At 70.4% G+C, this 25302-nt stretch carries 20 protein-coding genes and 1 pseudogene; 9 read left to right on the top strand and 12 right to left on the bottom strand.

The features are described from left to right. Window positions 1-59 precede the first annotated feature (59 nt). From CK206_RS00295 to CK206_RS00280, 4 genes are read left to right on the top strand one after another with little or no spacing between them, the layout of a single operon-like run. On the top strand, window positions 60-2300 hold the full coding sequence (locus CK206_RS00295; protein ID WP_067715690.1) for an AAA family ATPase: 2241 nt from the start codon (window positions 60-62) through the stop codon (window positions 2298-2300). Further along, window positions 2297-3724, top strand: coding sequence for an McrC family protein (locus CK206_RS00290; RefSeq protein WP_254050430.1), 1428 nt, complete (start codon window positions 2297-2299; stop codon window positions 3722-3724). Before CK206_RS00295 ends, CK206_RS00290 begins: the two co-directional genes overlap by 4 nt. Then, window positions 3721-4953, top strand: coding sequence for an SGNH/GDSL hydrolase family protein (locus CK206_RS00285; protein ID WP_096905163.1), 1233 nt, complete (start codon window positions 3721-3723; stop codon window positions 4951-4953). Before CK206_RS00290 ends, CK206_RS00285 begins: the two co-directional genes overlap by 4 nt. Before the next feature lie 41 nt (window positions 4954-4994). Continuing rightward, complete coding sequence (locus CK206_RS00280) at window positions 4995-6215, top strand: acetyl-CoA C-acetyltransferase (RefSeq protein WP_069389598.1); 1221 nt, start codon at window positions 4995-4997, stop codon at window positions 6213-6215. Window positions 6216-6506: 291 nt separating this feature from the next. Here CK206_RS00280 and CK206_RS00275 read toward each other — a convergent pair whose 3' ends face one another. The 5 genes from CK206_RS00275 to CK206_RS00255 form a co-directional block, all read right to left on the bottom strand. Further along, complete coding sequence (locus CK206_RS00275) at window positions 6507-7370, bottom strand: Bax inhibitor-1/YccA family protein (protein ID WP_096905162.1); 864 nt, start codon at window positions 7368-7370, stop codon at window positions 6507-6509. Window positions 7371-7590: 220 nt separating this feature from the next. Further along, entirely contained in the window at window positions 7591-8415 is an 825-nt protein-coding gene (locus CK206_RS20070; RefSeq protein ID WP_096905161.1) for an excalibur calcium-binding domain-containing protein, read from the bottom strand. A 140-nt stretch (window positions 8416-8555) separates the two neighbouring features. Next, the gene (locus CK206_RS00265; RefSeq protein WP_096905160.1) at window positions 8556-9389 is read right to left on the bottom strand and encodes a hypothetical protein; all 834 of its coding nucleotides are present in this window, start codon (window positions 9387-9389) and stop codon (window positions 8556-8558) included. After that, complete coding sequence (locus CK206_RS00260; RefSeq protein WP_254050429.1) at window positions 9386-10117, bottom strand: ABC transporter ATP-binding protein; 732 nt, start codon at window positions 10115-10117, stop codon at window positions 9386-9388. The genes CK206_RS00265 and CK206_RS00260 overlap by 4 nt, the downstream gene beginning before the upstream one ends. Before the next feature lies 1 nt (window position 10118). Then, entirely contained in the window at window positions 10119-10514 is a 396-nt protein-coding gene (locus CK206_RS00255; protein ID WP_096905158.1) for a GntR family transcriptional regulator, read from the bottom strand. 147 nt (window positions 10515-10661) lie between these two features. Between CK206_RS00255 and CK206_RS00250 the strand changes: the two genes are divergently transcribed. Then, complete coding sequence (locus CK206_RS00250) at window positions 10662-11153, top strand: flavodoxin domain-containing protein (protein WP_096905157.1); 492 nt, start codon at window positions 10662-10664, stop codon at window positions 11151-11153. A 215-nt stretch (window positions 11154-11368) separates the two neighbouring features. Next, window positions 11369-11539 (top strand): hypothetical protein, encoded by a 171-nt coding sequence (locus tag CK206_RS19970; protein ID WP_096905156.1) that lies wholly within the window; start codon window positions 11369-11371, stop codon window positions 11537-11539. A 395-nt stretch (window positions 11540-11934) separates the two neighbouring features. Here the strand turns inward: CK206_RS19970 and CK206_RS00240 are convergent, their stop codons facing one another. Beyond that, window positions 11935-13317, bottom strand: coding sequence for a family 1 glycosylhydrolase (locus CK206_RS00240; RefSeq protein WP_096905155.1), 1383 nt, complete (start codon window positions 13315-13317; stop codon window positions 11935-11937). A gap of 223 nt (window positions 13318-13540) precedes the next feature. Here CK206_RS00240 and CK206_RS00235 point away from each other — a divergent pair, with 223 nt between their 5' ends. Further along, window positions 13541-15190, top strand: a complete 1650-nt coding sequence (locus CK206_RS00235; protein ID WP_096905154.1) for an MFS transporter — start codon at window positions 13541-13543, stop codon at window positions 15188-15190. Beyond that, complete coding sequence (locus tag CK206_RS00230) at window positions 15183-15800, top strand: TetR/AcrR family transcriptional regulator (RefSeq protein ID WP_096905153.1); 618 nt, start codon at window positions 15183-15185, stop codon at window positions 15798-15800. The genes CK206_RS00235 and CK206_RS00230 overlap by 8 nt, the downstream gene beginning before the upstream one ends. A 19-nt stretch (window positions 15801-15819) precedes the next feature. Here the strand turns inward: CK206_RS00230 and CK206_RS00225 are convergent, their stop codons facing one another. From CK206_RS00225 to CK206_RS00205, 5 genes are all read right to left on the bottom strand, one after another. Beyond that, entirely contained in the window at window positions 15820-16935 is a 1116-nt protein-coding gene (locus tag CK206_RS00225) for a sterol desaturase family protein (protein WP_096905152.1), read from the bottom strand. A 46-nt stretch (window positions 16936-16981) separates the two neighbouring features. Beyond that, a complete protein-coding gene (locus CK206_RS00220; protein ID WP_096905151.1) occupies window positions 16982-18514 on the bottom strand; it encodes an MDR family MFS transporter in 1533 nt (510 codons plus the stop codon). Window positions 18515-18619: 105 nt separating this feature from the next. After that, complete coding sequence (locus tag CK206_RS00215) at window positions 18620-19639, bottom strand: arsenic resistance protein (RefSeq protein ID WP_096907195.1); 1020 nt, start codon at window positions 19637-19639, stop codon at window positions 18620-18622. Between the two features lie 188 nt (window positions 19640-19827). Beyond that, window positions 19828-21813, bottom strand: a complete 1986-nt coding sequence (locus CK206_RS00210; protein ID WP_096905150.1) for a hypothetical protein — start codon at window positions 21811-21813, stop codon at window positions 19828-19830. A gap of 115 nt (window positions 21814-21928) precedes the next feature. Then, on the bottom strand, window positions 21929-23227 hold the full coding sequence (locus CK206_RS00205; RefSeq protein WP_253002037.1) for an acetyl-CoA carboxylase biotin carboxylase subunit family protein: 1299 nt from the start codon (window positions 23225-23227) through the stop codon (window positions 21929-21931). A 207-nt stretch (window positions 23228-23434) separates the two neighbouring features. On the opposite strand from CK206_RS00205, the gene CK206_RS00200 reads away from it, so the two are divergent. After that, the gene (locus CK206_RS00200) at window positions 23435-23824 is read left to right on the top strand and encodes a DUF1622 domain-containing protein (RefSeq protein ID WP_096905149.1); all 390 of its coding nucleotides are present in this window, start codon (window positions 23435-23437) and stop codon (window positions 23822-23824) included. A gap of 2 nt (window positions 23825-23826) precedes the next feature. On the opposite strand, the pseudogene CK206_RS00195 reads toward CK206_RS00200, so the two are convergent. Beyond that, window positions 23827-25085 (bottom strand): annotated as a pseudogene (locus tag CK206_RS00195) (cytochrome P450). Window positions 25086-25302: the final 217 nt, after the last annotated feature.

The following is a 25302-nucleotide window of genomic DNA, read 5'->3' as shown; positions in this document are numbered from 1 at the left end:
CGAATGTCGGGCCGCCTCCAGGCGGGCCCGAACCCGCCCCGGCGTAGCAGGAGTTCCACGTGTCAGACGGTTCCCAGGACAGGCCCCACGGCCCGGCCCCGACTATCGAAGCGGCGGCCGGGCGGGTCCTGGGACCGGCACTGCGGACCGGTCAGTCCCCCTTCGAGGACGACCTCTACACGTGGACGCCCGAGGTGGCCGAGGAACTGGCCCGCCGTCTGGACTCCGACCCCGAGGAAGGGGCCGCCGGCGCGGCACCCGGGTCGACACGCTCCCCCGTGATGCAGGCGCTGCACGACCAGCTCGAGGGCGCACCACGGCCCGTGGTCCTGCTCGCCGCCGAGCTGCTCTTCATCCAACAGCTCCCCCTATCCACGGTCACGGCCCGCCTCAAGCGCGGCCGCGTCCGCGACGTGCTCTCCTGGATCGAGGACGCGCCCGGGATCCCCACCGATCTCGACGAGGTCCTCAGCGAGAAGGGCCCGCTCACCGGCGGCCTGGGTTTCAACGTGCAGATGCGCGAGCACCTACGCTGGCTGTGCTCGTTTGTCATCCACTGGGCCGAGCTCGACGCGTCCGTCCGGGACGCCGCGCTGTCGGACCCGTGGGAATTCCAGCGCGCGGCCCGCTCCACCCCCGGCGACTGGCGGGCCATCCGCTACAGCCTCCAGTACCTCGTGTGGCCCGGCTACTTCCAGCCGATCGTCAAGCACGAGCACAAGACCCGCATCCGCGACGCGTTCGCCGACCTCATCGGCGGCCCGTCCGGCATCGACGAGCTGGACATCGACCAGGACCTGCACCGCATCTCCGAGGTGCTCTCCGCGCAGCTCGGCCAGCCCGTCGACTGGTACCGCGGCTCCGTGGCCAACCAGTGGCAGCGCCACCGCGACGACCACTCCCGGCGTGCCTGGCTCGTGCGGCCCGGCCGCGGCGGCGTCGGCCAGGCCGGCCAGTGGGTCGCCCAGAACCGCATCGCCCTGCCCGCCTCGCACCTGCCGCGGATCCCCGCGCACGCCAGCCGCCTCGAGGTGTCCCAGGCCGTCGAGCAGGGCTACCCGCACTTGGACTACCAGGCCCGGTTCCAGCTCACCGCCGAGCTGCACACCTTCCTGTCCCGGATGAACCCGCAGGACGTGGTGGCCACTGTCGCCGACGCCAAACTGCATCTGGGCACCCTCACCGACGACCTCGGCTACGTCGACGACGGCGGACAGCAACTCGAGCGCTCGGTGCTGTGGAGCACCGTCACCCTCGACCTGGAGACCCTGCCCAGTCCCCTGTCCGAGCTGATCGGCGAGCCCGGCACGGTCGTCGACCTCACCGACGGCCTGGACGCGATGCTCTCGGCGATGCACCCCGGGCGCCACTCCGCGGAGTCGCAGGTCGCCGAGGCCCCCGCCGCCGGGGCGGTGCCGACCCTGCCCGAGGTCACCGACGAGCTGGCCGACGGCCTGCACATGCCCCGCGAGGAGTTGCAGGAGATCGTCGACACCCTGCAGCAGCGTCAGCAGATCGTGTTCTACGGCCCGCCCGGCACCGGCAAGACCTTCCTCGCCCAGGAACTGGCCCGCTTCCTCGCCGGCCCCGACGACCCCAGCCGGGTCCAGCTGGTGCAGTTCCACCCCAGCTACGCTTACGAGGATTTCTTCGAGGGTTACCGACCCACGCTCACCGAGTCCGGGCAGCCCGGCTTCGCTCTCCAGGCCGGGCCGCTGCGGCGCCAGGCCGCGCGGGCGACCTCGGAGTCGGGCCGCGAGCACCCGAGCTTCCTCATCATCGACGAGATGAACCGCGCCGACCTGGCCCGCGTGTTCGGCGAGATGTACTTCCTGCTGGAGTACCGGGACCGGACCGTGCTGCCGCAGTACTCCCCCGACACCTCGTTCCGGCTGCCGCGCAACCTGTTCATCATCGGGACCATGAACACCGCCGACCGGTCGATCGCCATGGTCGACGCCGCCATCCGCCGACGCTTCGCGTTCATGGAACTGCACCCCGACACCCCGCCGGTGGCCGGCGTGCTCCGACGCCACCTCGAGGCGCGCGGCGTGACGACCGAGCCCGCGGAGCTGCTCGAGGCGCTCAACTCCGAGATCGACGACTCCGACCGCGACCTGCGGATCGGGCCGTCGTACTTCATGAAGGACCGGGCCACCGAGCCGGGCGGCCTCGAGGCCATCTGGCGGTTCGACCTCCTCCCACTGCTCGAGGAGCACTACTACGGGCGGCTCACCCGCGCCGAGGTGCACGAGCGGTTCGGCCTCGCGGCACTGCGCCGCAAGATCGGGCGGGCGTGACCGCAACTCCGACTCGCGCCGGCACGCCGGCGTCGGCACAGCCGCCGGCGTCGCCGGTGGCCCTCGAGTTCGACGAGTTCGATCGCCGCGGCCGCCTCGTCAACCTGAGCTGGGAGGGGGCGCAACACCTGTCGCAGACCGGCCTCGTGGAGGTGCTGCCCGCCGGCCGCGACACGTGGCGACTCATCCCCTGCGGTGCGGTGGGTTCGGTCCGCGTCGAAGGTCTGTCGGTGCGGGTCATGCCCGCCGCCAGCCTCGGCCTGACGCAGTTGTTCTTCCTGCTCGACCACGCGGCCGACGACCCCTTCCTGTCCTCATCGGTGCAGGCCAGGGACGACGACGAGCTGTGGACCTCCGTCGCCGAGTCCATGGCCCGGTTGGCGCACCGGGCCCTGTCCGCCGGACTGCTGCGCGGGTACCGCAGGGTCGATGAGTCACTGACCACCGTGCGCGGCCGGATCCGACTGGGTGACCAGATCCGCCGCCACCCGGGCATGACCATCCCACTCGAGGTCACCTACTCCGAGTTCACCCCGGACATCCCCGAGAACCGCATCCTGCGCACGGCCGCCCACCGCCTGCAGTTCCTGCCCGAACTGCCCGACGCCACCCGCCGCCGGCTGGCCATGGTCGACGCCCGGTTGTCGGACGCGACGCTCATCGGCCAGGGCGCGCCCGTGCCGGCGTGGACTCGCAGCAGGCTCAACGCCCGCTACCAGGACGCGCTCGCGTTGGCGGACCGCATCGTGCGGCGGATCTCGGTGGAGGTCGAGGACGGCCACGCAGCGTCGGCGGCCTTCGTCACCGAGATGCCGGCACTGTTCGAACGCTTCGTGGAAGCCGAGCTGACCGCCGCCCTCGACGGCCGGGGTGGTCGGCTGCTGCAGAACCCCGTCGTCAACCTGGATTCCGGTGCCGAGGCGGACGACGCGCCGTCGGGTCGTCACAGCGCGCCGTCCGACGACGGTGACCACATCTCCGTGCGCACGGGGTTGGTGTACGAGGTCGACGGCGCGCCCGTCACCACGTTCGTCCCGACCTATCCCACGGACCGCCGGGCCCGCGCCGCCGAGCACTACCGACTGTTGGCCGCCTGCACCGCGCTCGGGGTGGACCGCGCGTACCTGGTCTACCCGGCCCAGCGGCGCGACGATTCCCCCCAGCCCCGACGGATCGTCCACACCGACATCTCGATCGTGGAGTACCCGATCGACCTCTCCCGCGGGCCGACCGAGAGCAGGAGGGCTATCGTCGAGTTGGCCCAGCACGCCCGTGAGCTGGCCGCTCCGTCCGCCGCACGCCACCGGACGGGCTCACGCCACGACGCCGGGTCCCACCACAGCGCCGGGTCCCACCACAACGCAGAGTTCGACCACAACCCAGAGTCCGACCACAACCCAGAGGGGAGACGACACGCCCGATGACCGACGCCGACGACGCCTCCCGACGCCTCTGGATGAGCCTCGGGCTGGCTGCCGTCGGCACGGTCGGGGCGTTCCGCGGCGCCCAGGAGGTGCTCACGCAGCAGGCCCGGATCGCGCGCCGGGTGATCCCCAAGCCGACGTCGCGGCCCTACTCCGGCGACGGGCTCTACCGGCCCGGGGCCCGGTCACCCGAGCCGTGGCGACCCGGAATGACGTGCGATGTGCACATGATGATCTTCGGCGACTCGCTCGCCGCCGGCCTCGGCGCCGACTCCCCTGACGAGTTGCCCGGCGTCCTGCTGGCGCGGGGTCTGGCCGAGGAGTCCGGCTGGGACGTGCGGCTGAGCATCAAGGCGATCGTCGGCGCCACCTCCAAGGGACTGCCCGGGCAGATCGAGGCGATGCAGATCGCGCACGGCGACCCCGACATCTCGGTGATCCTCATCGGCGGCAACGACATCACCTCCCGCAACGCGATCGGCCCGTCCGCACGCCGCGTGGGCGACGCCGTGCGGGCGCTCCGGGAGAACGGTTCACACGTCGTGGTGGGCACCTGCCCCGACCTGAGCATCATCAAGCCGGTCCCCCAGCCGTTGCGATCGATCATGTCGGGCCTGAGCCGGCGCCTGGCCGGCGCGCAAGCCGTGCAGGCCCGCAGGGCCGGCGGCGTCCCCGTCTCCCTGGCGGAGACCCTCGCGCCCGAGTTCCACCGTCGTGGCGAGAGCCTGTTCTCGCCCGACCGATTCCATCCCAACTCGGCCGGGTACGAACTCGCCGCCGGTCTGCTGCTGCCCGCCGTGTGTGTGGCGCTGGGCGTGTGGGAGGACGTGCCCGAGGAGCAGCTGCCGCACGACGCCGAGGAGCCCGCCGCCTCACTGGAGGCCGCCGAGAGCGCCGCCGACCTCGCCGACTCCCGCGACGCCGCCGACACCGGCGCGCCCGCCGACACTGCCGACACCGGCGCGCCCGCCGACGCTCCCGACTCCGGCGCGCCCGCCGAGCACCGCGAGTCTGTGGTGGCCCGGCTGACCAAGCGCCTGACCGACTTCGTCCGCACTCACGAGGATGCGGACGACGGTGACCGAAACACGTTCCTGCATAATGAGGACGTGGACGGTGACCCCGAGAGCACGGGCGAGGCCCGTGAGGCCGCGGACACCCTCCGACGCCGTAGCCGGATCCTGACACCGGCCCGCTCGACGCGGGACGACCCGGATCCCCAGGACTGACCCGACCACACCAGCACTCACCCGCAACGAAGGAGCTTTCCATGCCGGAAGCCGTGATCGTCTCGTACGCCCGTTCCCCCATCGGGCGCGCCAACAAGGGTTCCCTCGTGGGCATCCGCTCCGACGACCTCACCGCCCAGATGGTCAAGGCCGCGCTGGACAAGATCCCCGCGCTCGACCCCACCGAGATCGACGACCTCATGCTGGGCTGCGGCCTGCCGGGCGGCGAGCAGGGCTTCAACATGGGCCGTGTCGTCTCCGTGCTCGCCGGCCTGGACACCGTCCCGGGCACCACCGTGAACCGCTACTGCTCCTCCTCGCTGCAGACCACCCGTATGGCGCTGCACGCGATCAAGGCCGGTGAGGGTGACGTGTTCATCTCCGCCGGTGTGGAGACCGTCTCCAACTTCTCCAAGGGCACCGCCGACCACTGGCCGGACACACACAACCCGATCTTCGCCGACGCCGAGGCCCGCACCGCCACGCGCGCAGAGGGCGGCGCCGAGACCTGGACCGACCCGCGGGTGAACGGCCAGCTCCCCGACGTCTACATCCCCATGGGCCAGACCGCCGAGAACGTCGCCCAGATGACCGGCATCACCCGCGAGGACCAGGACCACTGGGGCGTGCGCTCGCACTCCCGCGCCCTCGACGCGATCGAGCGTGGCCACTTCGCCAACGAGATCGCCCCGGTCACCATGCCCGACGGCACCGTCGTCTCCACCGACGACGGCCCGCGCGCCGGCACGACCTACGAGAAGGTCTCGCAGCTCAACCCGGTCTTCCGCCCCGATGGCACCATCACCGCCGGCAACTGCTGCCCGCTCAACGACGGTGCCGCCGCCCTGGTGATCATGTCCGACACCAAGGCCAAGGAGCTGGGCCTGACCCCGCTCGCGCGCGTCGTCTCCACCGGCGTGTCCGGCCTGTCGCCCGAGATCATGGGCCTGGGGCCGATCGAGGCCGTCAAGAACGCCCTGCGGATCGCCGGCAAGTCGATCTCCGACATCGACCTGTTCGAGATCAACGAGGCGTTCGCCGTGCAGGTGCTCGGCTCGGCCCGCGAGCTCGGCATCGAGGAGGACAAGCTCAACATCAACGGCGGTGCCATCGCGCTCGGCCACCCCTTCGGTATGACGGGCGCCCGCATCACCGCGTCGCTGCTCAACAACCTGCAGGCCGAGGACAAGCAGTTCGGCGTCGAGACCATGTGCGTCGGCGGCGGCCAGGGCATGGCGATGGTGCTCGAGCGCCTCAGCTGATCCCACCCGGCGCGGCCTGAGCCCGCGCCACCCCGCGGCACTGCGAGCGCCCCGGGCACGCTTCTCTCGAGGAAGTGTGCCCGGGGCGCTCTCGCCGTTGGTCCTGCAGCCGGCTACCCCGGCGGCGCCCGCGGGGTGTACGAGGCGGGCCGGGCACGCCGGCCGCTGCCGGAACCCCATCGCCGCCACACCCGAAATGCCGACGACCCCGGCTCCCCTCGCGGGGGCCGGGGCCGTGGGATTCGCCGGAACCTGACCTGATCAGTCAGGCAGCGCTACAGCTCGCGCCGGTCAGTCGCGGAAGTAGCTCATGAGGCGGAGGACCTCGACGTACAGCCACACCAGGGTGACCGTGAGGCCGAGCGCGACGCCCCACGCCATCTTGGACGGGGCACCGGCGCGCACGAGGCGGTCGGCGTTGTCGAAGTCCATCAGGAAGCTGAACGCGGCCAGGCCGATGCACAGGAGGCAGAAACCGATCGCGATCGGGCCACCGTCGTACAGCGGGTTGGTGCCGGTGAACAGGCTCAGCACGATGCTGCCCAGGGCCGCGAACAGCACGCCGACGATCGCGGCGGACATGAAGCGGGTGAACTTGGGCGTCACGCGCACGGCGCCGGTCTTGTAGACGAACAGCATGCCCACGAAGACGCCGATGGTGCCGAGGATCGCGGCACCCACCGCGCCGAGGACGCCGCCGGTCCCCTGCAGGTCGATGGTGAACAGGTACGTCGCCGCGCCGACGAACAGCCCCTCGAGGGCGCCGTAGGTCAGGGTGACGGGCGCGGAGTCCATCTTGCGCGCGAAGGTGGCGATCAGAACGGTGATCAGGCCGCCGATGCCGCCGACCAGGATGAACGGGAACAGCAGCCCCGGGTTCATCGTGATCAGGTAGAAGGAGATCGTGCCGACGATGGCGAGCAGGCCGAGGGTCGTGCCGGTCTTCGCGACCACATCATCGATCGTCATGGGCCGCGTGTCGGCGGCGAACTGCGGGTGCGCCTGCGGAGCACCGTAACCGGCCTGGGCACCGAAGCCCTGCTGGCCGTACTGGCCCTGCTGGAAGGCGCCACGGCCGGCACCACCGAGGTGGGTGGCGCCGCGGGCACTGTCCGTGGACAGTGAACTGAAGACCGGGTTGCTGCTGGTGCGCATCGAGGTCCCTTCGGAATTGTCGGGGAAGGTCGTTGGTCGAGAGTCCCCGCCGGGTCACCGACGAATCACTCGTACATGTGCAACGCGCGGGCTCACCTGTGTGTTCCCGGCGCCGATACACATCTTGCCCGATCCGTTCGCCCGGCCCGGAACGACTCACGGGAACGACGACGACGAGGTTTTCAGCGCCGAGCGATCCTGCGGTCCCCGGCGGCGCGGATCATTCGCAGGCGACACCGTCGTCGTCGCGGTCCAGTTTCGAGGCGTACCCCGGCTGCCCGCGGTACAGCGGCGCGACGCCGGCGGCCCGGGCCGCCGAACAGTTGGGGTAGTACGCCGCCTGCGGAACCGGCTCGGCGACCGGGGCGGGCGCGTAGGTCTGCGGCGGGGCGTACGTCTGGACCGGGGCGGGCGCATACGTGGGCTCGGGGGCCACGGGCTGCCGGGGCGCGGACTCCGACTCGACGGCGACTGGCGTGACCGAGGTCGCCGAGGCCGGTGAACTCGTGGGGGCTTGCGTCACGGTGGTCGTCGGCGCTGCGGCCCGGGCCGTGGTGGTGACGGTGCTGGTCGCGGCCACCGGGCTCGAGGCCGGGGTCGGCGAGGGCGCGGGGGTGGGCATCAGTACCGCCCCGACGATGAACATGGCCACCGAGACGGAGCCGACCACCGGCCAGCGACGGGTGAACGGGCTCAACGGGGTGTTCCAGGTCAGCGGGCTCAGCGCGTCCGGGGCGACGAAGCCGGACATCGACTGCGCGGCGAGAGCGGCCTGCCGGTCGAGTTGGAAGTCCTCCTCGGCGTGGGTGCGGTCCTCACGCTCGCAGAAGACCCACCACCCGCCCGCCACGGCCATGGCCAGACCGATGAGCGCCATCGCCACCGACTCGAGAACGCCGCTGCCGAGCGTTCCGAGCGCCCCCACCACCATGAGTCCACCCATGACCAGGCCGGCCCAGGCGAGGACCGGCTTCCAGACGGGAGGCGTGAGGTAGGTGGGCTCGGTCAGGGTCGGACGGGCCATGGAGGGCAGGACGATCGGCATGCTCGCGGTCTTTCGAGGGAGGTGAGGGGCCCGCGGCGGCCAACGGACGACGCGCGGTGAGGATGTGAACACTACTCCACCGCGCGCCGCCCGCCAAAGAAATCCTCATCCAGACCGGGGTCGGCCCCGCGCAGGGTCCACTACCCCAGCGCCACCTTGTGGTTCCACGATCGCGCGGTGCGCCAGAGGCAGAACGCCGCCACCGCGACCAGGGAGACCACGAACCCGACCGGCATGACCTCGCTGGCCGTGCGCCCCGCGGCGAGCTCGCCGACAAGGTCGAACCGGACGAGGCCCAGGGTCTCGCCCTCTGCCTCCCCCACCCCGAACGGGATTACGAGCATGCCGAGCAGGGCAAGGGCCTGGCTGGCGATGTAGACCGCGACGAACACCACCACGGGCCCGCCGGCACCGAGTCCGGCCAGTCGCCGCTCGTGCCCCACCGAGACGGCGAAGTAGTAGTACACCGGCCAGACGAGGAACCAGGCCAGCACCAGTGCCAACCCGGCGGCGATCATCCACCCCGGGGTCACGGCGGTGACCGTGGACCACGCCTCGGTCAGCGTCGACCACGACGGCGCGGTGCCCCCGGACCGCTGCGAGTTCGCCCACCACGCGAGCAGCGCGAGCACGACGGTCAGGACGATCGCCGCCAGCGAGGCGAGCATCGCCCACGCCAGCTTGGCCCGGAAGATGCGGGCTCCGCGGACCGGGATCGAGTGCGTGAAGTAGCCCGTCCGGCCGTAACCGGAGCGCCAGTAGTCGGCGGCGAGGGCCAACTGGACGGCCGGGACCGCCACGACCGCGGCGAGCATGCCCGCGGCCAGCCCGAGCTCGGACAGGAGCGGCCATCCCGAGGCACCGAGCAGGCTGCCCAGCACGCCGACCAGCGCGATCAACCCGAAGAGGGTCGCGAGCGGACCGCGCGTGCGCAGCCACTCGTGCTTGAGGAGTGTTGTCGTCGTCGCTCTCATCGGTAGGTCTCCCTGAAGATCTGGTCGAGGCTGGCGCCGCGGCTGCCGCGGAGATCGTCGGCGTCGCCGGAGAGCAGGACGCGGCCGTGGCGCATCATGACGGCGGCGTCGAGGATCGGCTCGAGGTCGTGGACGAGGTGGGTGGTGATGAGCAGGAGCGAGTCCTCGGACAGGTTGCGCACGATCCCGTCGAGGATCACCTGCCGCGCGGCCGGGTCGACGCCCGAGATGGGCTCGTCGAGGAGGAACACGCGCGCGTCGCGGGACATGGCCAGTGCGATCTGGACCTTCTCACGCATGCCCTTGGACATCTGCTTGAGCCGCGCGGACTCGCTCAGGCCGAAGAAGCCGATGAGGTCGCGCGCCTTCTCGGGCTGGAAATCGGCGAAGAAGTCCGTGTACAGCTCGAGGCAGTAGCTCACCCGCGCGGCGTCGGGGAGGAAGCTCGTGTCGGGCAGGTAGGACACCAGGGCCTTGGACTCCGGACCGGGGACGTGACCGGCGATCCGCACGTCGCCGGAGTACCCGGCCAGGACGCCGGCGAGGATCTTGAGCAGCGTGGTCTTGCCGCAGCCGTTCTCGCCCAGCAGGCCCACGATCTGCCCCGGGGCCAGGGCTATGTCCAGGCCGTCGAGAGCGGTGGTGGCGCCGTACGTCATGCGGAGCCCGGTGGCCTCAACGAGTGTAGTGGCGGAGCTCGCGGTGGAGGCATGATCGGTGGCGCTCATGTCAGGCACCTCCGTCGTGCTCATCGGTAGTGGTGTGTTCATGGGTGTCCCATCTGTGATCGAGCAGCGTTCGGGCTTTGGCGTGCGCCATTCCCAGGCCGCGGACGCGCCGGATGAAGGCGTCGGCGGCGTCGGTGGCGAGGTCGGCGCGGACCTCGTCTATCCGTTCTTCGTCCTGCGTGACGAACCGCCCGGTGGCCCTCTCGGACCGGCACAGTTCGAGCCGTTCCAGTTCCGCGAGGGCCCGCTGGGCGGTGTTGGGGTTGACGCCGAGATCGGCCGCCAACTCCCGGACGCCGGGCATCTTCTCCCCGGCCGCCCACTCCCCGGTCACGATGCGCCGCGAGAACTCCCCGACGAGCTGCACCCAGATCGGGGACGAGTTGTCGAACTGCATCGCCGCCCCGCTTCCGTGTTGCTGTATTAGGTGCTTAATACCGTGACATCAGGCGGGACACTTGTCAATGAGCGGATCCTGACGAGTCGCTGCGCGGGGCGGTCCGGAGGCGCAGACTGAGGGCAGGACCTGCGGAAAGGGCCGGCCATGAACGCACTCGTCGTGTACGAATCCGCGTGGGGGAACACCAGGCTCGTCGCCGAAGCGATCAGCGACGGCCTGTCCCCTCACCTGACCGCCGAGGTGGTGGCCGCCCACGAGGCGCCACCGCTCGCCGAACTCCGGGTGGACCTGCTCGTGGTGGGCGCGCCGACCCACGCGTTCGGGCTACCCCGCGACGGCACCCGCGAGGACGCCCACACCCGCGGCGGCGAGCTGATCCCGTCGGGAGTGCGCGAGTGGCTCGACGCCGCCGGGCCCGCCTCCCTCGCGGTGGCCACCTTCGACACCCACGTCCGCCACCCCGACCTCCCCGGCCATGCAGGCAAAAAGGCCGCCAAGAAGCTGCGCAAGCTCGGCTGCCACCCCGTGACGGATCCCGAGACCTTCTACGTGGACGGCTACGAGGGCCCGCTTCTACCCGGCGAACTGGAGCGCGCGCGGGAATGGGGCGACGGCTTGACCCGCGGCGCCTGGTGAGCCGGGCCGGACGCCGGCGGGGGTGAGCCCGACGAGAACGACGACGACGAGGTCGACCACCCCGCCCACGCCACAGGTGCAGGGCGTGCCGAACCGGCAGGGTTGACCGATACCCCTAGGGGTATGTAATCTCGGGGCATCAGCCAGTCGGATCATCGGCCGGCGGTCGGCGCGATCCACGCCGACGACAACCCCACCCCCTGAGGAGTCTCATCATGTGCCGTCCCGCCACCTGCAAGAAGTGCGGCAAGACCACCTGGGCCGGATGCGGAATGCACGTCGACCAGGTGATGGCCGGTGTGCCCAAGGCCGACCGCTGCCCGGGCCACGAGTCGGACGTCCCCGCCGTCAAGGACGGCTTCTTCGCGAAGATGTTCAGCAGGTAGTCTCGGCCGCCGCCGCCGTCGAGCCTGGCGGAATTCGATCCGCATTCGATCCGCCCCTCGGATGTCGATCCACGCTGCGGCCCCCGCGCGCAGAAGAAAATCCGGCGGGCGGATCGGGGCGTTTCGGACAGGGACTATCGGGAGTCGTCGGCCGGGGGCCGTCAGTCGGGGGCCGTCAGTCGGGGCTCGTCAGCTGGGGATACCGAAACGGGCCGCGCGGTACGGGATCAGGCCCATGCACTCCGGTGTGAGAGCGAGGCACGCGGGCTCATCCGGCCCGGGGCCGAACAGAAAACGCAGCGGATTCTCGATCGAGCCGGCGGGAAACATCTCATCGGTCCTCTCGTGGTCAACGGGCGGGTCCACTAGGGAAATCGCGTGTGAGGTCAATCCTGTTATCGCCCTGCCAGCGTCGTCAAGGGCCCTTCTGCCGACACCGGCCCGATGCAGCTGTCCGGGATCGTGGCCAGCGAACACCACGCAGACGGCAGCACCGGACGGTATCCGTCGGGCACTCCCCCGCCCGCGATGATCTCGCGGTAGGCGTCGACGCCCGACGTGGGTTGGCGTGTCAGCGTCGGGTCGGTGAGCACGTCCACCCGATACAGCCCGAACCGCGCCGAGTAGTCGCCCCATTCGTAGTTGTCGACCAGTGACCAGTGGTTGTAGCCGATCACGGGGTAGCCGTCCGCCACGGCCCGCTGCAGCCAGAAGACCGTGTCGCGCAGGAAGTCGCCCCGCTCGATCCCGTCTGCGCGCCCACCGTTGAGAGTCGGCATCCCGTTCTCCACGATGTAGATCGGTTTTCCCGGGTAGGCGTGGGCGTAGTGCGTGATCGCCTCGTAAATCCCCTCCGGCTGTGGCCGCACGGCCGCGAAGTCGTCCCACGCCGCGTTGATGGCGGTGAGGTTGTTCAGCGCGACACCGTAGTAGTAGTCGATGCCCACGTAGTCCACGACGTCGGCCACCCGGTCCCCGATCAGCGTGTCGGTGAACTCGGTGGCCAGCGGCAGGTAGGCCTCGTTCATGGTGACCATCGCGTCTGGGTCCGCCCGGTGGGCGGCCGCGTAGCCGAGCCGGTGGGCGGCCTCGATGGTGTCGAGGAAGCGGGAGAAGTCCGTGACCTGCACCCGGCCGATGGTCATCTCGTGGTTGAAGAACACCAGGGGTTCGTTGAACGTCACCCACATGGTGCCGTCGCCGGCCCACCGGCCGGTGATGAGGTCGGCGAAGCGGCCGAATGACTCCACTGCGTTGTCCGCGAGCATCCCGCCCCGGTCGGCCAGCCACCCGGGGTAGACGAAGTGCACCATCGTGATCATGGGGGTCATGCCATGTCGGCGGACCGTGTCGATGATCCGGTCGTAGCGTCTGAGGGCCTCGTCGTCGTACTCCCCCGGCGCGGGTTCGATCCGCGCCCACTCCACGCTCAGCCGGAAGGTGTTCACGCCCATCGCCGCGGCGTTGGCGATGTCCTCCTCATAGCGGTTCCAGAAGTCCACCGCGTCACCCACCGGGTCGGTCTGACCCGTCAGCGAGGTCGCGTCGACATACCGCTTCCAGTTGGAGTCCGGGTTCGAGCCCTCCACCTGGAAGCCCGACGTGGCGACGCCCCAGTGGAAGCCGGAGCCCGGTGCGGCCGGTCGCCCACCAGGCTGGGCCGCTGCGCTCGGCTGCAGCTGCGGGGCCACCGCCACGGCGAGGACGAGCGCCAGGAGCAGTCGAAGCGCCCTCCGGATGATCGTCGGATGTCCTGCCCCTCGCGCGCGTCCGCTCATGGGTGAACCCTAGGAAGCACCCTCGCGGACGGCAGCGGAATGACCCAAGTGCGCGAACCGCGAGCGCTCCCGACGGTGGCATTCCCCACACTTCTGGCCACCTGGCCAAGAGAGGTTGGCCAGGTGGCCAACCTCGTGTCAGGATGATCCTCGCCGGGTGCGGATCGCCCCGGCATCGCTGCGTGCACACCGCCCGCAGTCCGACCGCCCTGGAGAGGCACCCGTGTCCCCCGCACGCCGCTGGACGGCCCTGCTCGTCCTCGTCCTTCCCGTTCTGCTGATCTCGATCGACATGTCCGTGCTCGGCATCGCCGTGCCCGCGCTGTCCGCAGACCTGCGGCCGACGTCGAACCAACTGCTCTGGATCATCGACCTCTACTCGTTCCTGCTCGCGGGCCTGCTGATCTTCACGGGCTCACTCGGAGACCGGATCGGCCGCAAACGGATCCTCATGATCGGCGCACCCCTGTTCGGCGTCGCCTCCCTCGTGGCCGCGTTCTCCACCAGTCCGGAGATGCTGATCGTCGGCCGTGCGCTGCTCGGCATCGGCGGCGCGACCCTCATGCCCTCCACGCTCGGCCTGATCCGCGCGATCTTCCCGAACCGCACCGAGCGACGCACCGCCATCGCCGTGTGGGCCACCGCGTTCTCCGGCGGCGCCGCACTGGGCCCCGTGGTCGGCGGGCTGCTGCTGGAGAATTTCTGGTGGGGCTCGGTCTTCCTCCTGAACGTCCCGGTCATCGCGCTGTTCCTCCTCACCGCCCCGTTCCTGCTCCCCGAGGCGAAGGACCCCAACCCGGGCCCGTTCGACCCGACCTCCGTCATCCTCTCGATCGCGGGAATGATCTCCCTGGTCTACGCCCTCAAGACCGGTGTGAAGGGAATCGACGGGGCGGTGCTCGTCGCCTTCGTTCTGGGTGCTGCCGCGCTGGTCTGGTTCGTGACCCGTCAGCGCCGCCGCGAGAACCCCATGATCGACGTGTCCCTGTTCGGGAACTTCGCGTTCTCCTCGGCGGTGTCGATCAACGTGATCTCGGTGTTCGCGTTCATGGGGCTGATGTTCTTCCTCCCGCAGTACCTCATGCTCGTGCGCGGCATGGGCTCGGCCGAGGCCGGTCTGTGGATGCTGCCGCTCGCGGTGGCCGCCGTCGTCGGAACCCTTCTGGCCCCGGTCCTGGCGCGGACGGTCTCGGTGCGCACCGTGATCATGACGGGTCTGTCCCTCGTGATCGTCGGGTTCGTCATCGGCACCCGGTTGGACACCGCCGAGACGATGCTCCTCTTCACGCTCCTGTCGGCCCTGTTCGGCATCGGCGTGGGCCTCGCCGAGACCCTCACGAACGACGTCATCCTCACTGCCGCCCCGAGTGACCGCGCCGGCGCCGCCGCGGCGATCTCCGAGACCGGCTACGAGTTCGGCGGCGCGATGGGCACCGCCGTGCTCGGCACCGCGGGGATGGCCGTGTACTCGAGCCGCGTGGTCGAGACCGCTACCCTGCCCGGCATGGATGCCGACTCCGCGAACGCCGCCTCCCAGACCCTGGCTGGCGCCCACGAGATCGCGGAAACGTTGCCCGGCGGCGGCGCTCGTCTGCTGGAGATCGCCGATTCCGCCTTCCTGGCGGGCATGGACCTCGTGGCCGCGATCGGCATCGGGACGGCGGCGATCACCTTGGTGCTGGCCTGGCGCGGCCTGCGTTCGGAGTCGCGAGCGGCCGGAGCGGTCGGAGCAGCCGGAGCAGCCGGGGCGGCGCCGGTAGAGGCGCACGACGCCGCGGCCACCGCAGCTGCGGGCGCGCAGGAGGCGAACCTGCCGTACATGCCACCAGCCGCGCGTGCGGACTCCGCCACGTCGGAGGTGAACCGTGGCTGACTCTCGCCGAGCACAGGTCCCGATCGAACAGCGCCGCCGGGAACTCACCGAGACCGCGGTGACGGTGATGGCGCGGGACGGGGCGTGGGCGCTCACGACTCGAGCCCTGGCGAAGGAGGCCGGGGTGCCCCACGGGTCCGTCCACTACGCGTTCTCCTCCAAGGACGAGCTGATGCGTTCGGTGCTGCGTGTGGACCTGACGCACCTGTCGGACCTGGTCCAGACGCAGCAGGACCGGCCGGTACACGGACCCGACGACGTGACCGCCGCCGTGGCCGAACTCTTCGCGGCCTACGCGGATTCCGTCCTCGCCGATCCGATGACCGAGATCGCCTACTTCGAGTTGTCTCTGATGGCGGCCCGCGACGAGCAGCTGCGGGCTCTCGCCGCGCAGTCCCACCAGGAGTACCGACGGATCATCGTGACCCTGCTCAGCAGCCTGGCCGAGCGTGCGGGCCTGCGGTGGGACGCCGACGTGGTGCTGGTGGCCGAGCAGGCGATGACGCTGATGTTCGGGGCGGCGCTGGGGTGGTTCGAACTGCGCGACGACGCCCTGTTCCGGGCTGTGCTCGACGATGCCGCCGGGATGGTCGGTCGCCGACTCGTCTGAGTCCGCGTTGCACCGGGCCCTACGCCCTCCGCGCCCCGGCCCACCCCGGCCCGCGCACCAGGTACCCCGCGCGGTCGCGCCAGGTCTGCGCGCGGAAGATGTCGCGCCCGATCGCGACCCATTCATGCGTGGCGATCCGTAGCGGGTTGAACGTGTCGATGTTGGTGGTCAGCCCGTAGACCACGTCCTCGCGCTCGGGTTCGTAGGTACCGAACAGCCGGTCCCAGATGATCAGGATGCTGCCGTGGTTGCGGTCGAGGTACCGCCGGTTGCTGCCGTGGTGCACGCGGTGGTGCGAGGGCGAGTTGAGCACTTTCTCCAGCGGCCCGATCGACCGCACCGCCTCGGTGTGGACCCAGAACTGGTAGATGAGGTTGATCGCGCGGGCGTCCATGACGATCGCCGGCCGCACCCCGAGCAGCGAGAGCAACCCGTACGGCACGTAGATCGTCAGCGCCTCGGCGACGGGCTGGCGCAGCGCCGTCGACAGGTTGTAGCGCTCGCTCGAGTGATGCACGACGTGCATGGCCCAGAGCCAACGCGATTCGTGGGCGAGGCGGTGGTTGCAGTAGTAGATGAGGTCCCAACCGAGGATCCCTACCGCGTACGCCAGCGGCCCGGACCCCAGGTCAAGCGGGGACGTCCGGAAGAGCCGCGAACTCGCGGTCTGCGCGCTCCACAGCGTGGAGACCATCACCACGGTGGAGGCCACCGCGGTGACCGCCGAGCCGCCGGTGATCCGACGCAGGGCGGGCGGGACCGCCGCGCCGGTGTCACCGTCTGCGTCGGGACCGGGGCCGGAGGACGACGACAACGACCCCGCCTCACCCAGACCCGACCCGCGATGGCGTCGGAGAACGTCTCCGGCGGTGGCCACGGCCGCCGCCCCGAGGGACAGGCCCATCACGCCTTTCGCGAATCGGCCTGTCCGCGGGGTGAGCGGCGAGAGCACCGTGGCGGAGATGTAGGGGGCGAGCAGACTTCCCACGCCCATCGAGAGGCTCGCCATGGTGTCGGCGAACTCGTAGTCCCCCGCCCGCTCCCCGACGGCCGGGTTGCGCTTCTGCCACGCGTATTCGGCCGCCATCGCCCCGACGAACGCCGGGATGGCCAGGACCGTCAGATCAACCTTCACGCCATCCAGGGTATGGCGTGGGTCACTGCGGCGGGCGTTCGGCCGGTTACGCCGAGGCGGTCTCCTGCGCCGTGGCGTTCTCGGACCCTTCGGCCTTCGGCGCCGAGGCCGGCCCCTCGGTCTGCGCGCTGTTGCGGACGAACCACACGCCGACCACGGTGATGAGCGAGATGCACGCGCCCAGCAGCAACGCGTTGTGGACGCCGGTCATCTGCGCGGCGACGTCGCCCAGGCCTGACTCGGCGCCGGAGACGATGCCCAGCGTCATGACGGTGATGAACAGCGCCGTGCCCGCGGCGGCGGCGACCTGCTGCAGGGTGTTGAGCAGCGCCGAGCCGTGCGAGTACAGGTGCGGCGGCAGGGAGCCGAGCGCGGAGGTCATGAGCGGCGAGAAGAGGAACGCCAGGCCCACGCTGAGCACGATGTGCCAGACGACGACCGTGACCAGGGAGCTGTCCGCGGAGAAGAACGTGTACATCCCCCACAGGCCGGCGGACGCGAGCACGGAGCCGGGGATGATGAGCGGCCGGGGGCCGATCCGGTCGAACGCGCGGCCGACGAACCAGCCGAGCACGCCCATGATCAGGCCGCCGGGCAGCAGCGCCAGCCCGGAGTTCAGGGTGCTGGTGCCCACGACCTGCTGCATGTAGAGCGGCAGCAGGATGAGGGTGCCGAACAGCGACATCATCGAGATGAGCATGAGGGCCAGGCTCACTGTGAAGGTCGGGAACGCGAACGCCCGCACGTCGAGCAGCGCGTAATCCTTGAGCGAGAGCTGGCGCCAGACGAACACGGCCAGGGCGACCACGCCGATCGCCACGGGGATCCACGGCGAGATGAGGGCGTTGTCGCTGGCGGCCTCGCCGATCGAGCTGAGGCCGAAGATGAGGCCGGCGAACCCGATCGCCGAGAGGACGCCGGAGAGGATGTCGAGCGGGATGCGCCGGGGCTCGGTGACGTTGCGGATCAGCACCGCTCCGGCCACGAGTGCCAGCACACCGATGGGCAGCACCGACCAGAACATCCAGCGCCAGCTGAGCACGTCGAGCACCAGGCCACCCACGGTGGGGCCGATGGCCGGGGCGACGGCGATCACGATGGAGATGACGCCCATGGTGCGGCCGCGACGGTCGGCGGGCACCACGTTGAGCACGGTGGTCATGAGCAGCGGGATCATGATGGCGGTGCCGACCGCCTGGACGACCCGGCCGGCGACGAGCATGGGGAACACCATGGCCAGCGACGCCAGCAGGGTGCCGGCGGTGAACGTGCTCATCGCGATGACGAACACGGACCGCAGCGGCAGGCGCACGAGCAGCCACCCGGTGAACGGGATGACCACGGCCATCGTGAGCATGAACGCGGTGGTCAGCCACTGCGCGGTGGCGGCGGTGACCGCGAACTCGCCCATGAGCTCGGGCAGTGCCACGGACATGATGGTCTCGTTGAGGATCACCACGAACGCGGCGCCGACGAGCAGGGCGATGAGCCGCACGGTGGCGGCGGGCATCGGCGGGGAGCCCTGCGGGGCCTGGGCCGCCTCTGCGGCATGGGGGGTGGCGGAGACTTCAGACGTCACGGTCGTCCTCTGGGATTGCGGTGTGAGCAGAGAGCAGAATCCGGCGCCGGCGGAGTCGCGCACGGGAACCCTATGAAGCTACCGGAACCACGCGCCCGACGCCCGTCAAGTGACCGGCGTTACCTCGGGGATGAGTCGCGGGACGAGCCGGACGAGGACGACCATGGCGACGAGCTCGACGAGGGTCTGGGTGACGACGACGAGGGCTGCCAGATCGAACGCCGCGGGCAGTGCCAGGACCAGCGGGAGGACGACCAGGGAATTTCGGGTCGCGCCACTGAACGCGATCGCCCGCCTGCCCGGCACATCGAGGCCCGCCAGCCGCCCGGCCGCCATGCCCACCGGCACCATGACCATGACGAACGCCACGTACACCGGGACCACCTGCACCAGTCCGCCGAGCCGCTCGCTGACCGCGCTGATCTGGGAGGCGACCACGAGCGCGAGCGTGGCGACCATGAGCGGGACCATCGCCGCGGCCGCGCCCTGCGCCACCGCCCGACCGACTCGGTTGGCCCGGGCGGCCCGGGCGGCCCGGGCGGCCCGGGTGGGCTCACCGCGGCCGGCGACGAACTGCGTCAGCGCCGCGGCCGCGAGAGGCAGCGCGATGAGCAGCACGAACGCCTCGACGAATGGCTCGAGCTCCACCGCCGCGACGAATTCGGATCCGACGAACAGCCACAGGTACAGCGGCAGCAGCGCCACCTGGGCGGCCATGAGCAGCGGGGTCGCGGCCAGGAGTCGGTGGACGTCAGCGCCGGCGAGGCCGGCAAAGACGAGGACGTAGTCGATGCACGGGGTCAGCAGGACGAACAGCACGCCCACCAGAAGGACTTGGTCGTGGGCGACGATCCGCGTGAGCAGCCAGACGATCGGCGGGACCGCCACGAAGTTGACCGCGAGGATCGTGCCGAGGAAGCGCCAGTCGCGGAGGGACCGGCCGACGCGCGCGAACGGGATGCCGAGGAAAGTCGCGTACAACAGCAGCGCGAGCACGGGCTGGATCGCGAGCTCCGCCGGGCCGGCCACCGCCGGCGCGAGCACCCCGACGACCCCGCCCAGGACGAGACCCGCCAGGTAGAGCGACACCTGGTGCCGCTCCATCCACTCCACGCTCGCGCGCATGCTCCCCCTCACGCCCATCCCTCTCAGGCTTGTGCGTCCTCTTTGCACACCTTGTCGGCAGTTGTGCGCGCGGATTGGACCATTCCCGCAGCGCATCCACTCGGCACCCCGGCGTCGGGACGCCTTACGCCGCTCTCGGCGCGTAAGCCGGATCAGCCGAGCCGAGCCGGGCCGGGCCGCGGCAGCCCTCAGAGCTCCGGTAGCCGGTCGGCGCCCCAACTGCCGTGGATCAGCCCGGTCACACGGGCGATCTCCTCCGCGGAGACTGTCTCGGTCTCGCCGGGCTCGAGGGCGTCGAAGTGGAAGATGTACAGCCGGGAGGCGAACTCCTCGAAGGGCAGCGACGACTCGCCGAACCGCTCGCCGTTGCCGGCGGTGCTCACCACCACGCCGTTGCCCCAGTCCTGCCCGCTGTCGTTGTTGGGGTTGAAGAAGTAGACGCGCATGGTCTCGTCCGGGTCCAGCGCGACCCGCAGGATGGTGATGGCGTGCCACCCGACGAACCGCGCGGAGGAATCGGTGACGGCGACGCCGGCGGGCTGCGGGTGGATGAGCGGCTGGTTGCCGTTGTGGAACGGGTGGTAGCTGCCGTAGAAGTGCCGCAGGAAGTCCTCGAGCCCGGTCAGCCTGCCGGACTCGACGTCCACGTTGATGCTGAAGCCGCGGGCCGACCACCAGCCGTGGAACTCGGGGTTGACCCACCGGTGGGGGTCACCCGGACGGTCCGAGCACAGACGGCCCATCTCGGCGTAGATCCGATCCAGGTGCGGCACCACGAGCAGCGACACGGGGTCGAGGTCCACCGGCAGCGTGGTGGCCAGGCCCGCGTCGAGTTCGCGGGAGGAGATCGGCCGGCCCTCGAAGTGCATGACCACCTCGTTGTCGCGCGCCGCCCACGCGATGATCTGCAGCAGGTAGTCGGGGTCGTTGTACGCCCACATCGACAGCGCCCGGGCGGACTGGCAGGTGGGGTTGTCGCCCTGCCCCACGCCCAGCGGCTGACCGAGCATCGACAGCGTCCCGGCGAGAAGCCAGACGCGCACCTCGTGGGCGGGGCCGCACGAGAGGGCGAGCCGCTCGGCCGCGTAGCCGGACAGCGGCAGTGCCAGCAGCCGCCACAGCGCGGGGGCGGCGGGCGGTTGGAAGAGGATCCCCCGCTCGAGCAGCAGCGCCAGCCCGTAGACGGACTGCGCGGTCTCGGGGTGCACGGCCGCGTCGATCAGGGCGTCGACCAGACCGTGGAAGCACAGCAGGCTCTCCCGGCCCGTGCTGGACAGCCCGAGCGCCTCGCTCAGCAGGAAGCTGCCCTTCTCCCGCAGGAACCGCACGAGCACCGGGTGGTACGGCGACACCAGGCCGGTGTCGTGCATTGACCGCGCGAACCCGGCCGCCTCGTACTGCAGGGTCCCCTCGTCCATGGACTCCAGTCGGGAGAGGTAGACGTCCACGCCGGGGTCCTCGCGGCTGGCCTCTGTGGTGCCGTAGATGCTGCTGATGAGCCGATCGATGCCCACGCCGCCGCCGGTGTCGACCCCCGGGTCCTGGCGCGCGATCGCGATCTGGGTGATGGTCTGCTTGACCTGGTCCACCTGGATGGGGCGTTGGCGCAGGATGCGCCAGATCTCCTCGACCAGTTGATCGAGCACACCGTCCAGGCCGATCTCCGAGGCGATGTGCGCCAAGGCCGTGCGGGTGACGGTCGCCATCCGGCCCTGTTGCGTGCGCTCGGCCTCGGTGGCCACGCCGAACAGCAGGGACGTGTTGTTGGCGAGCACCTCGGTGAGATGCTGCCGCGCCTGCTCGGCCGTCACCTCGGGGTGGGTGTACTGCCCCTGCGCCACGGCGACCAGCCGCAGGTCGCTGACGATCTCGGTGACCACCTTGTCCGCATCGGAGCTGCGAAGGGTACCGGCGCTCAGGGCCGGGATGAGGGCCGCGGGCGAGTCCCAGTCGGTGCCCTCGAAGATCCCCGCGGCCTCGAGGTCGGCGGCCATCTCCTGCACGGCGGCGGGACCGCCGTCCTGCAGCAGCACCAGCCGCGCCCCGTCCAGGACGCGCCGCAGACGGGACGCCTTGGTCACGTCACCCGCCTCGGCGAGCGCCCGGGTCGCGTCGGTCAGGGAGGCGACGCGCTTGTCCAGTACCCGCGTCGTACCGGGTTCGTCGTTTCCCACTTCAGTCCACTCTCCGTCTCCCACCGCGCCTCGTTCCAGACCGCGCAGGTCCGTCCCGCGTCAGTCCACGCCCACCAGCCCGTACCGTACCCGCGGGCCGGTACCGGCAGAGCCGTCACACGTAGAAGTCGAGGTCCTCCTGGGCGCGCAGGACCGATCGCATCTCGTAGGCGTCGTCGCCGAAGAAGTAGACCAGGCCCCAGTGGGTGCCGAAGGCGGTGCGCTTGGTGACCGTCTCCTCGAGCGGGGCGGTGAGCTCGTGGGATTCGAAGTACTCGTGGTCCTCGGTCGCCTCCGGGATCTCGAGCGTGGACACGACACGGCGCCGCGGGTAGACGCCGAAGCACCCGGCGTGCCCCTTCGCGTCGACGACCTCGCGCGGGAAGAACGCGGCGATCTCCTCCTCGGTGGTCTTAGGGTCGAACGCCAGCACCAGGCCCTGGTAGGCGTTGAACCCGTAGGTCCGCTCGAGCAGTTCGAAGACCTTGAACCCCGGCGGCCGGTAGGCGACCTCGCCGAAGTACATCTCGCCGTCGCTGGTGACGAAGTACTCGGGGTGGACGAACCCGAACTTGATGTCGAAGGTCTTGATGAGCTTCTCGATCTGCCGGGTGATCTCCGGGCGGTACTTCTCCAGCTCTGGCGAGGCCGGCACGAACACCGAGTAGCCGAGCGTGACGTACTCGGAGATGTTGAGGAACACGATCTTCCCGTTGTGGACCCAGGCCTCCACGGCGAACTCCCAGCCGTCGAGGTGGGACTCCATGAGGACGGGGAACTCCTCGTCGGGGATCGTGTCGACCTCGTCCGGAGTACGGATGACGCGGTGGCCGAGGCACCCGGCCTTGTCGAAGGCCTTGAGGTGGATCGGGTCGTTGGGGTCGCCGTCGAGCTTGAGCAGGGTCTGGTTGACGCGCTTGAGGAACCGGATCACGTCGTCCCGCTCGTGCGCTTCCTCGAAGATGCCCACCCGGATGCCGCCCAGCTGGGCGCGCCGCTTCATCAGCGCCTTGTCCCGCAGCAGCAGCGACTGCCCGTACAGGGTGGGGTTGTCGAGCAGCATCGAGTTGATGGCGCCCGCCCACTCGACGGTCTCCTCGAACAGCGGGATCGCCACGTCGACGCCCATGTCCCGCAGCGTCTCGGCGATCTCCATGGACCGGTCGTTGAGCCGCTCGAAGTCCCACGGGACGTACGGGATCTGGTGCTGACTGCAGTACTCCTCGGCCCAGGGCGGTGCCACCACGACGTAGCGGCGGTCGAACTTGTCGAGCGCGTCGATGGCGTTGGGCACCCAGCCCAGCAGTGCGACGTATCCCTTGTCGGGGTCGCGCAGGTGCTCGTTGGGGTCGTGGGTCGGGTTCGGACGTAGGTCCGTGGCTCCGGTGGTCGATTCTGCGGTAGGCGTCTGCAAGTGCGGTGCCTCCTCGAGTTGGCGCGGGTTCGATCTGCGTGGGCCGATCAATCCAGGGCGGTGGGCCACAAACGTACCCAAGACCCGTCTCAGTGCAACTGGTTACGGGATCGGCGAACGCCCGGGCGCGCGGCGGGAGGCCCCTAGGCTCGTCGGACAACGCCGTCCGGGTCGCCCCGGTGCGGATCCGGGTGAGAGGAGTCCAGGGTGCCTTCCAAGGAGTACATCGAGGCGGTCGGCGAGGTGATCGACGCGCTCGGTGTGGCGGCGATCGTCATCGGCATCGTGGCGGCCACGGTCATCGCGGGGTGGCGCCTGCTCAGCCGGCAGCCGGACACCTATCGGCACTTCCGCCGGTTCCTCGGTCGGTCGATCCTGTTGGGGCTGGAGATCTTGGTGGCGGCGGACATCATCAAGACGGTCGCGGTGACCCCGACGCTGGAGAGCGTGGCGGTGCTGGCGGCGATCGTCGTGATCAGGACCTTCCTCAGTTGGTCGTTGGAGCTGGAGATCTCGGGCCGGTGGCCGTGGCAGAAGTCGAGGGCCCCGGAGGCCAAGCCCCGCGACCCCGCCGCGTCACCGGTGCCGTCCGACTAGCGTCACCGACGCCGGACGGTGATCCGCCCGCCGCGACGGGGTGCGAACGCGACCCCCGCGAATGCCATTTCTCGTCAGGCTCGGTCGTGGGGACGATCTCGTACATGCTCAGCACGGTGCGCAACACGACATCCATTTCCATGGCCGCGAACGCCGCCCCGATGCACCGCCGGGTCCCGCCGCCTAACGGCAGCCACGCCGGCGGTGGCGTGGTGCCGAGGAAGCGGGTCGGGTCGAAGCGTTCGGGTTCGGCGAAGTGCGTGCTGTCGTCGTGCAGTAGCGAGATCGCGACCAGCACGTTGTATCCGCGCGGGATCCGCCACGGGCCCAGGTCGAGCTGCGGGACCTGCACGTTGCGTCCGGCGAGATCGATCACCGGCCGGCTGCGCTGGACCTCGAGGATCGTGGCGCTGCGGTAGTCGGTTCCCCCGGCATCGACCTCGGCGACCAGCTCGCGTAGCACCGCGGGGGTGCGGCTGAGCCGCTCCAGCGCCCAGGCGAGTGTCGTCGCCGTGGTCTCGTGCCCGGCCACGAGGAGTGCGGTGAGCTCGTCGCGGATCTCGTCATCCGTCATGGACGATCCGTCGTCGTAGGTGCTCTGCAGCATCATCGCGAGGATGTCGTCGCGCTCGTCGAGCCGGTCGTCGCGGCGCCCCCGGGTGATGAGGGCGCCGATCGCCTCGTCGTACACCGTCTTGTATCGGGTGAACCGGGCGCGCGGGCCCACTGTGCCGAGCCGTACCGGCAGCTCCGGGGTGATCACCACCGCCGAGCCGGCCTCGACCATGGGCGGGATGACGCGGCGCAGGGTGTCGAGCTCGTCGTCCCGGGCGCCGAACACGGTCCGGAGGATGACGTCCAGCGTGATGCGGGTCATCGAGGGCATGGAGGCGAACGGTCGGCCGGCGACCCACGAGTCGAGCTCGCGACGGGTCTCCTCCTCGACGATCGCCTCGTAGGCCTTGATGCCTCTGCCGTGCAGTGGCGGGGTGAGCAGTTTCCGGCGCCGGCGGTGGTCGGTGCCCTCGAGCGCGAACATCGAGTTCTCCCCCAGGACCCGGCCCAGGTTGGGGTCGACGTTGGTCAGCGACTCCTGCGGGGCGGTGAACAGCTCCTTGGCGAGCGCGGGGTCCGAGATCACCACCGCGCGATCGTAGATGGGGAGGTGCACGGTGAACGCGGTGCCGTACCGCCGGTGCAGTAGTCGGAGAGTCTCCCGCCGGGCGATCCCGAAGCCCACCCCCTGGACCGGCCTGGGCAGCCGCGGCCCGGGTGGGAGGTGGGGGGGGCGCGCTCGTCCTCGGTGGGATGTCCGTCGCCAGCGGCGGGAGCCGACCTGTCCGTCATGCTGTCCATGGCATCCTCGGCCTCGGATGTGGTGCGGGCCCCGCCAGCCTACGTTCCGGGATCGCCGTGATGACGGGGTAAGTGCGACGACGACGAGGTGCACCACTGCCGCCGGAGACCCGCCGTCTCCT

The organism is Dietzia sp. WMMA184, assembly GCF_002441635.1.
Taxonomy (GTDB): domain Bacteria; phylum Actinomycetota; class Actinomycetes; order Mycobacteriales; family Mycobacteriaceae; genus Dietzia; species Dietzia kunjamensis.
The sequence above is the reverse complement of the archived record's forward strand: the minus strand, read 5'-3'. Positions and strand labels throughout refer to the sequence as shown.

Bases quoted from the DNA above. Each gene is read 5' to 3' on its own strand.
- CK206_RS00250 (WP_096905157.1), top strand. From the start codon at position 10,662: ATGAACGCACTCGTCGTGTACGAATCCGCGTGGGGGAACACCAGGCTC.
- CK206_RS00215 (WP_096907195.1), bottom strand. From the start codon at position 19,639: ATGCGCGCGAGCGTGGAGTGGATGGAGCGGCACCAGGTGTCGCTCTAC.
- CK206_RS00280 (WP_069389598.1), top strand. From the start codon at position 4,995: ATGCCGGAAGCCGTGATCGTCTCGTACGCCCGTTCCCCCATCGGGCGC.
- CK206_RS00265 (WP_096905160.1), bottom strand. From the start codon at position 9,389: ATGAGAGCGACGACGACAACACTCCTCAAGCACGAGTGGCTGCGCACG.
- CK206_RS00285 (WP_096905163.1), top strand. From the start codon at position 3,721: ATGACCGACGCCGACGACGCCTCCCGACGCCTCTGGATGAGCCTCGGG.
- CK206_RS00275 (WP_096905162.1), bottom strand. From the start codon at position 7,370: ATGCGCACCAGCAGCAACCCGGTCTTCAGTTCACTGTCCACGGACAGT.
- CK206_RS00255 (WP_096905158.1), bottom strand. From the start codon at position 10,514: ATGCAGTTCGACAACTCGTCCCCGATCTGGGTGCAGCTCGTCGGGGAG.
- CK206_RS20070 (WP_096905161.1), bottom strand. From the start codon at position 8,415: ATGCCGATCGTCCTGCCCTCCATGGCCCGTCCGACCCTGACCGAGCCC.
- CK206_RS19970 (WP_096905156.1), top strand. From the start codon at position 11,369: ATGTGCCGTCCCGCCACCTGCAAGAAGTGCGGCAAGACCACCTGGGCC.
- CK206_RS00240 (WP_096905155.1), bottom strand. From the start codon at position 13,317: ATGAGCGGACGCGCGCGAGGGGCAGGACATCCGACGATCATCCGGAGG.
- CK206_RS00260 (WP_254050429.1), bottom strand. From the start codon at position 10,117: ATGAGCGCCACCGATCATGCCTCCACCGCGAGCTCCGCCACTACACTC.